The sequence below is a fragment of the Tardiphaga sp. 619_E2_N8_4 genome (assembly GCF_051810905.1).
In the GTDB taxonomy this organism is placed as follows: Bacteria; Pseudomonadota; Alphaproteobacteria; order Rhizobiales; family Xanthobacteraceae; genus Tardiphaga; species Tardiphaga robiniae.
This window is the reverse complement of the sequence record NZ_JBPWQJ010000001.1, coordinates 4,283,099-4,297,678: the sequence shown is the minus strand read 5'-3', so window position 1 is coordinate 4,297,678 and position 14,580 is coordinate 4,283,099. Positions and strand designations below refer to the sequence as shown.

Below are 14,580 nucleotides of genomic sequence, written 5' to 3'. Positions count from 1 at the left end.
GGCTTGAACATGGTCGAACGCTAACACCGAGATATTTCAGATACTTGTCGGAAAATCACGCAATTTGCCAATATCGCGGTTTTACAGCGATTGGCGGCCCCCGTGAATCACAAATGCGCGTCGGGTTTGCTCACGCTTCCCGGCGGCGGAAACCGGATCGTGGTGCCCAAAGTGATCCAGTTGGAATTCTCCCCGGTGATGTTGCGGCCATAGATCACGTCGACCGAGAAGATGTCGTTGGGCCGATAGCGCACGCCGGTCTGGATGCGTGGCTGGATCACGCTGGCGAATTCGGCGCGGCCCGCCTGCCCGTACAGTTCCACTGTGTATTGCAGCACGTCGGTGAATTTCCAGTCGAAGCCGACGCCATAGGTGAAGTAGTGGCGATCGACGGTGCGATCCCACAGCCAGCCGGCATTGAGATTGATGCGTGTGGTTTCGGAAAAACGATAGGTCGCCGGAATCTCGGCGAAGACGGCGGTGTTCTGGCCGGTCACAGCGTCGAATGTGCCGCTGGCCAGCGCCGATACGCCGAATTTTCCGATGCCGGTCGGCTCAATGTTGATCTTCGCCTTTGGCGCCAGCGTGGTGCTGAACTCGCCATCGGAGCGGCTGTGATTGGTGAGCACGCTGAGTTCGACCGGACGCGTGATCTCCACTACGCAGGACGGATTGGCCACCGCCGCGAAGTCGCTGTTGGTGGCCATCGAATACCAGCTCTCGACTTTGCAGGAGCCGAGGTCCGAAATATCCGCCGCATCGACCGCATAGGCGCCATTGGCCGCCTCCGCATGGCCCGAAGCCATCAGCAGCGCGACCAGAACGAAGCCGAACAGCGTCAGCGCGCGATAACGAGGAGCAGCCATGCTGTAGACCTAGCTGAGTCCCGAAATCCTCGACAGAACAATCGCGCCTCGCTTATCCTGAGGGTATGAGCGAACACCATCATGACCACGATCACGATCATTCCGAATTGTCGGACACCGAGCTGCGCGTCCGTGCACTCGAAACCATCCTGACCGAGAAAGGCTATATCGATCCGGCAGCGCTGGACGCGATGATCCAGGCCTATGAGACCAAGATCGGCCCGCACAACGGCGCCCTGGTGGTTGCGAAAGCCTGGACCGATCCGGCCTTCAAGGCCGCGCTGCTGGCGGATGGGTCTGCGGCAGTCGGCACCCTCGGCCATGTCAGCCGCACCGGGGACCATCTCGTCGTGGTCGAGAACACGCCCGAGCGCCACAACATGGTCGTGTGCACGCTGTGCTCCTGTTACCCCTGGGAAATGCTCGGCCTGCCCCCGGTCTGGTACAAGGCGGCACCCTACCGCTCCCGCGCCGTGAAGGATCCGCGCGGCGTGCTGGCAGACTTTGGCTTCACGATTCCGAATGACACGGAAATTCGCGTCTGGGATTCGACGGCTGAAACCCGCTTTCTGGTTTTGCCAATGCGACCTGCGGGCACCGAGGGCTGGAGCGAAGAACAACTGGCCGAACTGGTCACGCGCGACTCGATGATCGGCACGGGTCTGGTGACAGCGCCGGGAGCCCCGTCGTGAACGGCGTCCACGACATGGGCGGCATGGACGGTTTCGGCAAGGTAGAGCCGGAGCCGAACGAGCCGATGTTTCATGCGGAGTGGGAATCCCGCGTGCTGGCCATGGTGCGGGCCATGGGCGCGGCAGGCGCCTTCAACATCGACGCCTCGCGCTTCTATCGCGAGACGCTGCCGCCGGAGGTCTATCTCTCCAGCAGCTACTACAAGAAATGGTTTCTCGGCCTTGAGGATATGCTGGTCGAACGCGGCTTCCTCGCTGCCGACGAGATCAAGGCCGGCCACGCATCCGTGCCGCCGAAACCGCTAAAGCGCGGCAACTTCACCGTTGATAGTGTCGAGCGCGTGCTGACCCGGGGCTCATTCACGCGCCCTGCTTCGGCGCCTGCTACATTCGCGATCGGCGATCGCGTGCGGATGAAGAACATCCATCCGACCACCCATACGCGCTTGCCGCGCTATGTCCGCGGTCATGTCGGCGTGATCGAGCGCATATACGGCGCCCATGTCTATCCCGACACTGCGGCGCATGAGCAGGGCGAAAACCCGCAATGGCTTTACACCGTCGTGTTCGACGGTGCCGAGCTGTGGGGACCCGATGGCGATCCGACGCTGAAGGTGTCGGTCGAGGCGTTCGAGCCATATCTCGATCCGGCGTAATTGCCTCAGTGCGCCCGCACGTCGCCCGCCAGGCCCGCGAGTCTGGCGGGATCGATGACCGTCAAGCGGCCGCGACCGGCTTTCAGGATCAGCATCCGGTTCCAGGCCGAAACGGTGCGGCTGACCGTGAATAGCGTGGTGTCGCTGAGTTCGGCCAGTTCCTGGCGCGAGATCCTCAGTTCGATCGGAACGCACTCACCATCCGGATCTCCTTCCCGCACCAGGCGCAGAACGATCCGTGCGATACGTCGATCGGCATTCTCACTCGTTGCCTCGTGAAGACGGCGCAGCAGACGATCGGTTTGCCGTCCGACGATACCGAGGACATTGATCGCGAGCTGCGGAACAACATGCATCAGTCCGCTGAAGCGATCGGCGGACCAGCACAGCAGTTCGGTCGCGACTGTCGCGCGCAGGGTTGTCGGGCGAGAAAAATTGCCGAACATCGATGCGGCTCCGGCGAGATCGCCGCGTCGCATGAATTGCAGCGTTTTCTGCGCGCCATGCGCATCGATCATTGTCTTCTTGAGCTGACCATCGATGACCACAGCGATTATCGCCGGTACGTCGCCCTGTTGCCAGAGCGAACAACCGCAATCCAGAACGTGCTTTCTTCCAGCTTCGATGACGATGCCGCGTGCGCCCTCGTCCAGGCCCGCAAAAAGCGGCGTTTGACCAAACGAATTGCACATCTCTCGATCCATTGCTCGCCTTCCGGAACGAGCGATTTCGCCGAGCAGCTGTCGCAATCAAATAAAACTGTCATCAAAGATTCTGATGCGAGCGGCTCTGCACGACGACATCGCGATCAGAACAACGATATCAAATAAATCCTCCGCAGAGTTTGTTGTTTGATCCAGCGCAAAGAAGGTGGGCGCTGCAGCAGGCATATTGCCCTCGCTCTAGGCGAATCTCGCCTCTTCTCCAGGCATATGGCCGCAAACCGAAGGGGGAGCGTATGGTGACGGACCAGAATATCGCTCAGCCTGCAGAGGCTCAAAGGCGCAACAGCCGCATGTCGGAGTTGCTCGTCTTTCTCACGATCGTCGTTCTCATCTGGCCCGTCGTCGCGGTGGGCGTGGTCGGCGGTTACGGCTTTCTGGTCTGGATGACCCAGATGATTTTCGGCCCGCCCGGCCCGCCTCTGCTTCACTAGGACTTTCACATGACAGACAAATTCACCAGACGCGCTCTGTTGACCGGCGCGACCGCCGGCGCGTCCGCGCACGACAATGAGCACATCTCCAGCGCCGTCGTGTCGGTGCTTCCGGCCCATATCGACGCGGTATCTGCGCGGTTGTCGAGCCTTCCCGGTGTCGAGATACATCACCGCACGGCCTCCAAACTCGTGGTGGTTCTCGAAGGTCCAGGCAGCGGCGCACTAGGTGCGATGCTCGCAGACATCTCATCGTGGCCGGGCGTGCTCTCGGCCAACATGGTCTTCGAACAGCGTCTCGACTAGGAGAACGACGAAATGCCCCTTTCGCGGCGTGATCTACTCAAGGCTCAGGCAGCAGCCATCGCTGCAGCGGCGGCTGGCATCAACGTTCCGGCGGCCGCTCAGTCGATTGCCGGCGGCGTCGGGTCGCTGTCCATCAAATGGTCGAAGGCGCCGTGCCGGTTCTGCGGCACCGGTTGTGGCGTCATGGTCGGCGTCAAGGACAACAAGGTCGTCGCCACCCATGGCGACACGCTGGCGGAAGTAAACCGCGGCCTGAACTGCATCAAGGGCTACTTCCTCTCCAAGATCATGTACGGCGCCGACCGCCTGACCACGCCCCTCCTCCGCAAGAAGAACGGCGTGTTCGACAAGAACGGCGAACTCACGCCGGTGAGCTGGGACGAAGCATTCGACACCATGGCGCAGCGCGCCAAAGCGACGCTGAAAGAAAAAGGACCGACTGCGATCGGTATGTTCGGATCTGGCCAGTGGACGATCCTCGAAGGTTATGCCGCGACCAAGCTGATGCGCGCGGGTTTCCGCTCCAACAATCTCGATCCCAATGCTCGGCATTGCATGGCGTCTGCGGCCGTGGCTTTCATGCGCACCTTCGGCATGGACGAGCCGATGGGATGCTATGATGACTTCGAGGCCGCCGATGCCTTCGTGCTGTGGGGCTCGAACATGGCCGAGATGCATCCGATCCTGTGGACGCGCCTCACCGATCGCCGCCTTGGTCATCCGCATGTGAAAGTCGCGGTGCTCTCGACCTTCACGCATCGCAGCTCTGACCTTGCCGACATCCCGATCGTGTTCAAGCCGGGCACTGATCTTGCCATTCTCAACTTCATCGCCAACCACATTATCTCGACTGGTCGCGTGAACACCGAATTCGTCAACAACCATACGACGTTCGTGAAGGGCACGACGGATATCGGCTACGGGTTGCGTCCCGAACATCCACTGGAGAAGAAAGCCAAGGGCGCAGCCACGGCCGCAGCGACGACGCCAATCGATTTCGCGGCCTACGCCGAATTCGTGAAGGACTATTCGCTCGAGAAGGTGTCGAAGCTGACCGGTGTCGAGCCCGGCTTTCTGCTGGAGCTCGCCGAGCTCTATGCCGATCCGAAGCGCAAGGTGATGTCGCTCTGGACCATGGGTTTCAACCAGCACGTCCGCGGCGTCTGGGCCAATCAGCTCGTCTACAACATCCATCTGCTGACCGGCAAAATCTCCGAGCCGGGCAACTCGCCGTTCTCGCTGACGGGCCAACCATCGGCCTGCGGCACGGCGCGCGAGGTCGGCACCTTCGCGCACCGTCTCCCCGCCGACATGGTGGTGACCAATCCGGAGCACCGCAAGCACGCTGAAGAAATCTGGCGCGTGCCGCATGGCCTCCTGCCCGACAAGATCGGTTATCACGCCGTCGAGCAGGACCGCATGTTGCATGACGGCAAGCTGAACTTCTATTGGGTTCAAGTGAACAACAATGTGCAGGCGGCGCCCAACAGTTCGGGCGAGACCTATCCGGGCTACCGCAACCCTGCCAACTTTATCGTCGTGTCGGATGCCTATCCGACGGTGACGGCGATGTCCGCCGATTGCGTGCTGCCGGCGGCGATGTGGGTCGAGAAGGAAGGCGCCTACGGCAATGCCGAACGACGCACTCATGTCTGGCGCCAGCTGGTCGATGCGCCCGGCCAGGCGCGCTCGGATCTCTGGCAGCTGATGGAGTTCTCGAAGCGGTTCACGACGGACGAAGTGTGGCCCGCCGCCCTCCTCGACGCCAACCCGAACTACAAGGGCAAGACGTTGTTCGACGTGCTGTATCGCAACGGCGAGGTCGACAAATTTCCCGTCGGCGAAATCCCCGATGACTATGAAAACCACGAGTCCAAGGACTTCGGTTTCTATGTGCAGAAGGGGCTGTTCGAGGAATATGCCACGTTCGGCCACGGCCACGGCCACGACCTCGCCCCTTGGGACACCTATCATGATGTGCGCGGACTGCGTTGGCCGGTGGTCAATGGCAAGGAGACCAAGTGGCGCTACCGCGAAGGTCTCGATCCCTACGTCAAACCGGGCAAGAAGATCGAATTCTACGGCAACCCGGATGGACGCGCGCGCATCATCGCGGTGCCCTATGAGCCGCCGGCCGAGTCGCCCGACGCTGAGTTCGATCTCTGGCTGGTAACCGGCCGCGTGCTGGAGCACTGGCATTCCGGTTCGATGACCATGCGCGTGCCCGAGCTCTACAAGGCGTTTCCCGGCGCGCGCTGCTTCATGCATGCCGAAGACGCGCGCGCCCGCGGCTTGAACCAGGGCGCCGAAATCCGGCTGATGTCGCGGCGCGGTGAGATCCGCACGCGCGTTGACACGACCGGACGCAACCGCATGCCCCGCGGCGTGGTGTTCGTGCCGTGGTTCGATGCCAGCCAGCTGATCAACAAGGTCACGCTGGATGCAACCGACCCGATCTCCAAACAGGCGGACTTCAAGAAATGCGCGGTCAAGATCGTTTCCGTTTAAGTGCGATGAAGACGGTCATCGCGGCAATCATCGCCGGCACCATGGTGCTGGTGTCCGGTGCGATCTATGCGCAGTCTGTCCAGACAACGCCACGGATCGTGCCGCGCGTCACCGGCGCAGCGCAGCCCATGGGCGACGTTCCTGCGCCGCCCTTCCCGCGGCCCGTCACCGACGACAAGCGCGTGATGCGGAACTATCCGGAGCAGCCTCCGGTCATCCCGCATTCGATCGAGAACTATCAGCTCACGCTGCGGGCCAATCGCTGTCTTGAGTGCCATCGCCGCGAATATACCGAAGGCTCGGGTGCGCCGATGATCAGCATCACGCATTTCATGGATCGCGATGGCCAGATGCTCGCCGATGTGACACCGCGACGCTATTTCTGCACGGCCTGTCACGTGCCGCAAACCGATGCGCGTCCGCTCGTCCCGAACACCTTCACCGACATGAAGGCATCCGGCAGGTGAGCGCCATGAAGTGGTTGATATCCAAGTTTCTGTGGTTCTGGCGCATCGCCAGCCGACCGGCCACGCATATCAGTCTCGGCGTGCTGGCGCTGGGCGGCTTCCTCGGCGGCGTGATCTTCTGGGGCGGTTTCAATACGGCGCTGGAAGTCACCAATACCGAGAAATTCTGCACCGGCTGTCATGAGATGCGTGACAACGTGTATCAGGAGCTGCAGCGAACGCCGCATTTCGCCAATCGATCCGGCGTGCGTGCCACCTGTCCGGATTGCCATGTGCCGCATAACTGGACCGACAAGATCGCGCGCAAGATGCAGGCGTCGAAGGAAGTGTGGGGCAAGATTTTCGGCACGATCTCGACGCGCGAGAAGTTCCTCGACATGCGTCTGGAGCTTGCCAAACATGAATGGGCGCGCCTGAAGGCCAATGACTCGCTGGAGTGCCGCAACTGCCACTCGGCGATCGCAATGGATTTCACCAAACAGGCGCCCCGCGCGGCGGCGATCCATGCCAAGTTCCTCGTCACCGGCGAGCGCACCTGTATCGATTGCCACAAGGGCATCGCGCATGAATTGCCTGACATGTCCGGGATCGAGCCCGGCTGGAGCGCCCCGGCCGAAGTTCGCGACCGCCATAGCCACCACACGCCCGATGCGGATCGGTTGTCGCGCTATCTGGCATCGGTGAAGGAGACGCAGCCGTAGGGTGAATGGGCGAAGCTGACCCACCCTACGGCACAGCTCAGTTCATCGTGATGTTGGCCTTCTCGATCACGCCCTTCCAGCGCTGCGTCTCGCTGGCGATGTATTTGGCGAACTCGTCCGGCGGGACCGCCACGGCGACGGCCCCGAGTTCGGACATCTTCTTCTTCGTCTCGGGCAACTGCATGAATTCGCGGATCGAAACTGACAGCTTGTCGGTGATGGCTTTCGGCGTTCCGGCCGGTGCCATGAAGCCGTGCCAGGCGACGGCCTCAAAACCCGGAAGGAATTCCGACACCGCGGGCAGGTTCGGATCGAACTCGGCGCGTTTCGGCGAGGCCGTCGCCAGCATCGCGAGCTTGCCGGCTGCCGCATGCGGCAGCAGCAGTGGCACGTTGTCGAAGGCGATATCGATCTGGCCGCTGAGAAGATCGGTCACCATCTGGCTCGAGCCCTTATAGGGTACGTGAACCATCTTGGTGCCGGTCATCTGCTGGAACAGTTCGCCGGCAAGATGCTGCGTGGTGCCGACGCCGGCCGAGCCGAATGTCACCTTGTCGGGATTGGCTTTGATATAGGCGATCAGGTCCGGCACCGTGCGCGCCGCGATCCTGGTCGGGTTCACCACCAGGACATTCGGCACCATGCTGATCTGCGCGATCGGCACGAGATCCTTTTCGGGATTGTAGGACAGTTTTGCGCCATACAGCGTCGGATTGATCGACAGCGCCGAGGTGCTGGCAAGGCCGATCGTGTAGCCATCGGGCGCAGCGCGCGCGACGCGGGTGACGCCGATGATGCTGCCGGCACCGCCGACATTCTCGATGATGACGGTCGCGCCCATCTTCTTCTGCAGATGCTCCGACACCATGCGCGCAAAGATATCGGCCGTGCCGCCGGCGGCAAACGGAACGATGCTGGTGATCGGGCGGCTCGGGTAATTCGCGTCCTGGGCCGTCGCATGCGTGAGCGTTCCCAGCGTCAGGCAGACAGCCATCAGGATTGACCGAAGTCTCATTGAACATTCCTCCATGTGTTTTTCTATTTTGATCGTCGGCGTCCTTTGGTGGACGCTCGAAACTGAGGTGGTGACGAACGTGACGTCGTCACCACCCGCGCGGTCGGCTAGTTCATCGTGACGTTGGCCTTCTCCATCACACCCTTCCAGCGCAAGGTCTCGCTGGCGATGTATTTGGTGAACTCATCCTGCGGGATCGCCACGGCGACTGCGCCGAGTTCGGCCATCTTCTTCTTCGTCTCCGGCAGGCTCATGAAGTCGCGGATTTCCGCCGATAGCTTGTCGACGATCGGCTTCGGCGTTGCCGCCGGTGCGATGAAACCGTGCCAGGCGACAGCCTCGAAGCCCGGCAGGAATTCGGCGACGGCCGGCACATTCGCGTCGAACTCTGCGCGCTTCGGCGTTGCCGTGGCGAGCATCGCCAGCTTGCCACCGGCCACATGCGGCAGCAGCAGCGGGACGTTGTCGAATGCGATATCGATCTGACCACTGATCAGGTCGGTGACCATCTGGCTCGAGCCCTTATAGGGCACATGGACCATCTTGGTGCCGGTCATCTGCTGGAACAACTCGCCGGCAAGATGCTGCGACGTGCCAGGTCCGGCCGAGCCGAACGTTACTTTGTCTGGATTGGCCTTCATGTATTCGATCAACTCAGGAACCGTGCGGGCCTTGATGCGATCGGGATTCACCACCAGCACGTTAGGTACGATGCTCACTTGGGCGAAGGCCACCAGATCCTTCTCCGGCTGGAACTGAAGCTTGCTGCCGTAGAGCGAGGGCGCGATCGCCAGTGGCGAGGTGCTGGCGAGGCCGATCGTGTAGCCATCGGGCTGCGCCTTGGCGACACGGTTGACGCCGATATTGCCGCCAGCGCCGCCCATATTTTCGACCAGCACGGTGGCCCCGAGCTTCTTCTGCAGGTTCTCCGACACCATGCGCGCGATGATGTCCACGGTGCCACCGGCGGCGAAGGGCACGACGATGGTGATCGGCTTGGTGGGGTATTTCGCATCTTGCGCGCTCGCCTGCCCGACGGCGCCCACGGCGACGCAGGCCGCCATCAGGATGGATTTGATCTTCATGCGTGTTCCTCTTCTCGAATGAGTGTTCTGATGAATGCTTGCGGGCGCCTCGCCTATTGCGCAGGCAGCACTTTTCCGGGATTCATGATGTCGTTCGGATCGAGCATCTGCTTGACGCTGCGCAGCAGCCGCAACTCGGTCGGCTTGGTGACGCGCGCGAGCCGCTCGCGATTGGCGATGCCGATGCCGTGCTCGGCACTGATGCTGCCGCCGAGCGCGACGGTCTCTTCATCGACGATGGTGTTGATGCCGCGGATCGTGTCCTGGATCTGATCCTTCTGGTTCTGCTCGAGGCCTGGAATGATCGCGAGGATGTGGATGTTGCCATCGCCGATATGGCCGTGCATCACGATGCGTGCGTCGGGCCGATAGGCAGCGATGCGCTTCTCCACCTGTGTGACGAAGGTCGCCTGCTGCGACAAGGGCACGGCGCTGTCATGCGAGATGACGTAACCGGCCTTCTTGCTGCCTTCCGACACGCTGTGTCGGATCTTCCAGAACGCCGCAGCCTGGGTCTCGCTGGAGGCCACCAGCGCATCGGTGACCAGCTCGCGCTCATAGGCGTTACTGAGCAACGCTTCGAGCGCTGCATTCAGATCGACCGACACCAGCGTGTCGACGAGCTCGATCAGCACATACCACGGCGTATCCAGCTCGAACGGGATGTTCACCAGCGGCAGGTTCTCGGCGATCACCTCGATCTGGCCGCGCGACATCACTTCGAAGGCGCCGATGCGGTCACCGAGTTCGGTACGTGCCTGCGCGAGCAGGTCGAGCACCGCGTCGATACTGTTCAGCTTGGCGAAGGACACTGCCCTCGCCCGCGGCTTCGGAAACAGCTTCAGTACAGCACCAGTCATGATGCCGAGCGTGCCTTCGGCGCCGATGAAGAGCTGCTTGGTATCGAAGCCCGTGGAGTCCTTGCGCAGCGCCGTCATGCCGTCGAGGATCTCGCCATCGGGCAGCACGACTTCGAGGCCAAGCGTGAGTTCGCGTGTGGTGCCGTAGCGCAACACGGCGGTGCCACCGGCATTGGTGGAAAGATTGCCGCCGATCTGGCACGAACCTTCAGCGCCGAGGCTGAGCGGAAACAGGCGGTCGATATCGTCGGCCGCTTTCTGGATGTCGGCGAGGATGCAGCCGGCATCGACGGTGATGGAGTCACCGAGACGGCTGACGCTACGGATCTTGTTGAGGCGATCGAGACGCAACACGATCGTGGTGCGGTCGGCGAGCGGCGTGGCTGCGCCGCACATGCCGGTGTTGCCGCCCTGGGGTACGATGGCGATGCCGGCGGCCGCGCAGGCCTTCACGATGGATGAGACTTCCTGCGTCGAGCCAGGCTTCACGACGGCCAGCGCCTTGCCGTGATAGCGGCCGCGCCAGTCGACCACATAAGGTTCGAAATCGCCGCCGGGACCGATCAGGTGTCGGTCGCCGACGATGCCGGCAAGCATTGCAAGAAATGCGGTATGGTCAGTCAATTCACTCTCCCCGTCACCGGAACGAGAGGTCGAGCAGTCGGCCTTCGAACAGGCGATCGCGCGAGCTTTCGAGATGGAGACGCATGGCCGTGCGCGCCGCTTCGGCGTCGCGATCACGGATCGCTTCAAAAATACTGCTGTGTTCCTCGAACACCTGTTCAAGGCCGGGCCGCGGGCCCATCAGCGACAGGCCGTGCAGCTTCATGCCGACAGCGACGTGGTCCTTGAGGGCGTTCAGCGAGGTCGCGAAATAATGATTGTTGGTCGCCTCGGAGACAGCGAGATGGAAGGCGTAGTCGGCGTCTTCGCGATGCTTGCGCTTCTTCGTCGCCTCGCGCAGCAGGCCGAGCGCTGCTTCCATCTTGCCGAGATTGTCGTCGCTGCGTCGGAGCGCTGCAAAATGCGCGGCATCGGCTTCCATGGTGATGCGGAATTCGAAGCAACGCTGGATGTCCGCGATGGTCTCCACCCGCGCGAAGCCGAGTGGCTGTGGCTGCGCACGCATCTGGACGAAACTGCCTGCGCCCTGTCGCGACATGATCAGGCCGTCTTCGCGCAACCGGCCGAGGGCTTCGCGCAGCACCGGGCGGGAGACGTCGAACATGTCGGAAAGTTCGTGCTCGCCAGGCAGCTTCTGGTCCGGTGCGTAGTCGCCATTGGCGATGCGCTGCGCGAGTTCGCCATAGACCTTGTCGACGAGCGAACCAGCGGCACCGCGCGGACGCGGCGCTTCAGGCAATTCAGAGGGATCAATCGGCTTCATGATCGGTCAAACCGCAGCTCACAGGAATGGCGGTGGAGGTTTCGTGTGACGGTCCGATCGCCCGGGAGCGCCGTCGCATGGAAACACTTCCGCGCCCAAAAATTTCGGCGACCATGAGAGGCGACGGCAAACTTGTCAACATGTCAATGTCGTGCGGATGAACTCTCATGGTCGTATAGTATTGATGTATAATGGTGAAATTGCTTGATCCGATCAAATACCGTGCTGCATCGCACAAATGCTGATAACTTGTCAGGCTGCTGAAATCGTGGTCGAACGCTCGCTCAATCGGAAAGGACCAGGCGTGACCAACGGACTGAACGGCAAGGCTATCGTGATCATCGGCGCAAGCTCCGGCATCGGCGCTGCCGTGGCGAAGAAATTCGGCGCCCTCGGTGCCAGGCTGATCGTGCACTACAACGGCAATCCGGAAGGCGCCGAGGAAGTGGTCGCCAATATCCGCGCGAGTCGTGGCACGGCCGACCTTGTGCGCGGCGACGTGTCGGAGCGTACTGAGGCTGCGCGCGTGATCGACGAAGCCCATGCCAAGCTCGGCCGCATCGATGTCTTGATCAACAATGCCGGCGCCATGTTCGGCCGCACATCGATCGCCAATGCCACCGACGAACAGTATGACGACGTGGTCGATCTCAACATCGGCTCGGTGTTCTTCGCCTGCCGCAAGGCCGCGAAGATCATGGAGGCGCAGCGTTCAGGCTCGATCATCAACACGACCTCGGTCGCAGCCCGTAACGGCGGCAGCGGCGGCGCCGGCCTCTATGGTTCGGCCAAGGGTTTTGTCTCGACCATCACGCGCGTGCTGGCGAAGGAACTGGCTCCGTTCAACGTACGCGCCAATGCGGTGGCGCCGGGCGTGATCATGACGCCGTTCCACCAGCGCTATTCGACCGCGGAGCAGCTTGAAGGCGCCCGCCAGGGCATCCCGCTGGGCCGGATCGGCACGCCCGAGGATTGCGTCGGCGCCTATCAGTTCCTCGCCGACGAGACCATGAGCAGCTACATCACCGGTCAGGTCATCGAGGTGAATGGCGGCCAGATCATGCCGTAACGTATTTACCTCTCCCTGCTTGCGGGGAGAGGTAAAAAACAAGCGCTTCGTTAGAAGAACTCCTGCAACACGCACCCGAAAGAGCACAACGATGACAGCTCCCTTCCCGACCGGCGTCTACTGCGCCGCGACCACCCCCTTCAACGCCGACCTGTCGGTGGATCAGGGCCTGTTCACCTCGCACTGCCAGCGTCTGCTCGATGACGGCTGCACCGGCATCGCCATGCTCGGCACGACAGGCGAAGCCAATTCGCTGTCATCACGCGAGCGCATGGCGCTGCTGGAAGCCGTGGTGAAGTCCGGGATCGCGCCGTCGAAGCTGCTGCCGGGCACCGGCGTTGCGTCGATCATGGAAACCGTCGAACTCACGAAGCACGCCGTGACCAGCGGTGTCGGCGCCGTCGTGATGCTGCCGCCGTTCTACTACAAGGGCGTGTCCGATGATGGCATCGTCGATGCCTATACGGCAGTGATCGAGCGCGTTGCCGATCCGCGCCTGCGCGTTGTGCTCTATCACATCCCGCAGATGTCGGCGGTGCCGATCTCGCTCGACGTCATCGATCGGTTGCGCAAGCGCTTCCCGGAAATCGTGGTCGGCATCAAGGATTCCGCGGGCGAGTTCGCCAATATGAGCGCCATCGTCGATCGCTTCCCGGGTTTCTCGGTGCTGGTCGGCGCCGATCCCCTGATGCTGAAGCTGCTGCCGATGGGCGGCGCCGGCTGCATCACGGCGACCTCCAACCTCGTGAGCCGCGAGCTCGCTACCGTGTTCAATGGTTACAAGGATCCGGCCAAGGCGGCCGAGGTTGCGACTGCGCAGGAGCGTATCGTCGCGGCGCGCAATGCGGTGTCCAGCTATGCGCAGCTTCCCTCGCTGAAGGTGCTGCTGGCGAAGCGCGACAACAATGACAATTGGCTGCGGGTGCGTCCGCCGCTGACGGGCCTCAGCGCTACTGAAGCGGCCAAGGTCCGCGAGTCGCTGTCCGTCTAGACAGCCGTGGCTGCGAACGCGCGCCAGCCCTTGGCGCGTAGTTCGCAGGCCGGGCACTTACCGCAGCCATAGCCCCAGTCGTGTAACGCGCCGCGCTCACCGAGATAGCAGGTGTGCGAGTGTTCGCGGATCAGGTCGACGAGGCCCTGCCCGCCGAGCTCATGCGCCAGCGCCCAGGTCGCCGCCTTGTCGCGCCACATCAGCGGCGTGTGCAGCGTGAAATTCCTGGCCATGCCGAGATTGAGCGCCTGCTGCAGCGCCTTGATGGTGTCGTCGCGACAATCGGGATAGCCGGAGTAATCCGTCTCGCACATGCCGCCGATGATGTGGGTGATGCCGCGTCGATAGGCCAGCGCTGCGGCGAATGTCAGGAACACCAGATTGCGGCCGGGCACAAACGTATTGGGCAGGCCGTCGGCCCCCATCTCGATGGCGACGTCACGCGTCAGCGCGGTGTCGGAGATCGCTGATAGCGTCGGGATATCCAGCGTGTGGCTGTCGCCGAGTTTGGCGGCCCAGTCGGTATTCAAGGCCTTCACGCCCGCCAGCAGCTTGTCGCGGCTATCGAGCTCGATGGCATGGCGCTGGCCGTAAGCGAAGCCGAGCATCTCGACGCGCTTGAAGCGCGCCAGCGCCCAGGCCAGGCAGGTTGCGGAATCCTGGCCGCCGGAGAACAGCACCAGCGCGGTTTGATCTGGGAAAGTGTCGCTCATCGGCTGCAGATAGCACTCCCCAGAGCTGTGTGAAAGACAGGCAAAACCGGGCATTTCCGCTGGGCCACGCTGCCGTCCTGCGGCATAGCAAAGGCTCCTGCTGTGAAC

Annotated in this window: 16 protein-coding genes; 9 read left to right on the top strand and 7 right to left on the bottom strand. The window is 62.2% G+C overall.

Going from position 1 to position 14,580, the window contains the following annotated elements:
• Positions 1-107 precede the first annotated feature (107 nt).
• On the bottom strand, positions 108-806 hold the full coding sequence (locus tag AB8A23_RS20670) for a hypothetical protein (protein WP_175369136.1): 699 nt from the start codon (positions 804-806) through the stop codon (positions 108-110).
• Positions 807-931: 125 nt separating this feature from the next.
• Here AB8A23_RS20670 and nthA point away from each other — a divergent pair, with 125 nt between their 5' ends.
• Entirely contained in the window at positions 932-1,558 is a 627-nt protein-coding gene (gene nthA / locus AB8A23_RS20665; RefSeq protein WP_439058383.1) for a nitrile hydratase subunit alpha, read from the top strand.
• A complete protein-coding gene (gene nthB / locus AB8A23_RS20660) occupies positions 1,555-2,214 on the top strand; it encodes a nitrile hydratase subunit beta (RefSeq protein ID WP_439058384.1) in 660 nt (219 codons plus the stop codon). Before nthA ends, nthB begins: the two co-directional genes overlap by 4 nt.
• A gap of 5 nt (positions 2,215-2,219) precedes the next feature.
• Here nthB and AB8A23_RS20655 read toward each other — a convergent pair whose 3' ends face one another.
• The gene (locus AB8A23_RS20655; protein WP_439058385.1) at positions 2,220-2,963 is read right to left on the bottom strand and encodes a Crp/Fnr family transcriptional regulator; all 744 of its coding nucleotides are present in this window, start codon (positions 2,961-2,963) and stop codon (positions 2,220-2,222) included.
• A 212-nt stretch (positions 2,964-3,175) separates the two neighbouring features.
• Between AB8A23_RS20655 and AB8A23_RS20650 the strand changes: the two genes are divergently transcribed.
• From AB8A23_RS20650 to AB8A23_RS20630, 5 genes are read left to right on the top strand one after another with little or no spacing between them, the layout of a single operon-like run.
• Complete coding sequence (locus AB8A23_RS20650; protein ID WP_420878700.1) at positions 3,176-3,370, top strand: nitrate reductase; 195 nt, start codon at positions 3,176-3,178, stop codon at positions 3,368-3,370.
• Positions 3,371-3,379: 9 nt separating this feature from the next.
• Positions 3,380-3,676, top strand: a complete 297-nt coding sequence (locus tag AB8A23_RS20645; RefSeq protein WP_439058386.1) for a chaperone NapD — start codon at positions 3,380-3,382, stop codon at positions 3,674-3,676.
• Positions 3,677-3,688: 12 nt separating this feature from the next.
• Positions 3,689-6,184: a periplasmic nitrate reductase subunit alpha gene (napA, locus tag AB8A23_RS20640; RefSeq protein WP_439058387.1), complete on the top strand. Its 2,496-nt coding sequence runs from the start codon at positions 3,689-3,691 to the stop codon at positions 6,182-6,184.
• Positions 6,157-6,651 (top strand): nitrate reductase cytochrome c-type subunit, encoded by a 495-nt coding sequence (locus AB8A23_RS20635; protein WP_120289709.1) that lies wholly within the window; start codon positions 6,157-6,159, stop codon positions 6,649-6,651. Before napA ends, AB8A23_RS20635 begins: the two co-directional genes overlap by 28 nt.
• 5 nt (positions 6,652-6,656) lie before the next feature.
• Positions 6,657-7,352, top strand: coding sequence for a NapC/NirT family cytochrome c (locus tag AB8A23_RS20630; protein ID WP_439058388.1), 696 nt, complete (start codon positions 6,657-6,659; stop codon positions 7,350-7,352).
• Positions 7,353-7,389: 37 nt separating this feature from the next.
• On the opposite strand, the gene AB8A23_RS20625 is transcribed toward AB8A23_RS20630, so the two are convergent.
• From AB8A23_RS20625 to AB8A23_RS20610, 4 genes are all read right to left on the bottom strand, one after another.
• Positions 7,390-8,367 (bottom strand): Bug family tripartite tricarboxylate transporter substrate binding protein, encoded by a 978-nt coding sequence (locus tag AB8A23_RS20625; RefSeq protein ID WP_439058389.1) that lies wholly within the window; start codon positions 8,365-8,367, stop codon positions 7,390-7,392.
• A 107-nt stretch (positions 8,368-8,474) separates the two neighbouring features.
• Positions 8,475-9,452, bottom strand: coding sequence for a Bug family tripartite tricarboxylate transporter substrate binding protein (locus AB8A23_RS20620; RefSeq protein ID WP_439058390.1), 978 nt, complete (start codon positions 9,450-9,452; stop codon positions 8,475-8,477).
• A gap of 53 nt (positions 9,453-9,505) precedes the next feature.
• The gene (locus AB8A23_RS20615) at positions 9,506-10,936 is read right to left on the bottom strand and encodes an FAD-binding oxidoreductase (protein WP_439058391.1); all 1,431 of its coding nucleotides are present in this window, start codon (positions 10,934-10,936) and stop codon (positions 9,506-9,508) included.
• 13 nt (positions 10,937-10,949) lie between these two features.
• Positions 10,950-11,699, bottom strand: coding sequence for a FadR/GntR family transcriptional regulator (locus AB8A23_RS20610; protein ID WP_120289701.1), 750 nt, complete (start codon positions 11,697-11,699; stop codon positions 10,950-10,952).
• Between the two features lie 304 nt (positions 11,700-12,003).
• Here AB8A23_RS20610 and AB8A23_RS20605 point away from each other — a divergent pair, with 304 nt between their 5' ends.
• Positions 12,004-12,768, top strand: a complete 765-nt coding sequence (locus tag AB8A23_RS20605) for an SDR family NAD(P)-dependent oxidoreductase (protein WP_439058392.1) — start codon at positions 12,004-12,006, stop codon at positions 12,766-12,768.
• Positions 12,769-12,859: 91 nt separating this feature from the next.
• Positions 12,860-13,759: a dihydrodipicolinate synthase family protein gene (locus AB8A23_RS20600; RefSeq protein ID WP_439058393.1), complete on the top strand. Its 900-nt coding sequence runs from the start codon at positions 12,860-12,862 to the stop codon at positions 13,757-13,759.
• On the opposite strand, the gene queC is transcribed toward AB8A23_RS20600, so the two are convergent.
• Positions 13,756-14,472 carry a 7-cyano-7-deazaguanine synthase QueC gene (gene queC / locus AB8A23_RS20595; RefSeq protein ID WP_439058394.1) on the bottom strand — a complete coding sequence of 239 codons (717 nt, stop codon included), beginning with the start codon at positions 14,470-14,472 and terminating at the stop codon, positions 13,756-13,758. The two genes, AB8A23_RS20600 and queC, sit on opposite strands and share 4 nt — an antisense overlap.
• Between the last annotated feature and the right edge of the window lie 108 nt (positions 14,473-14,580).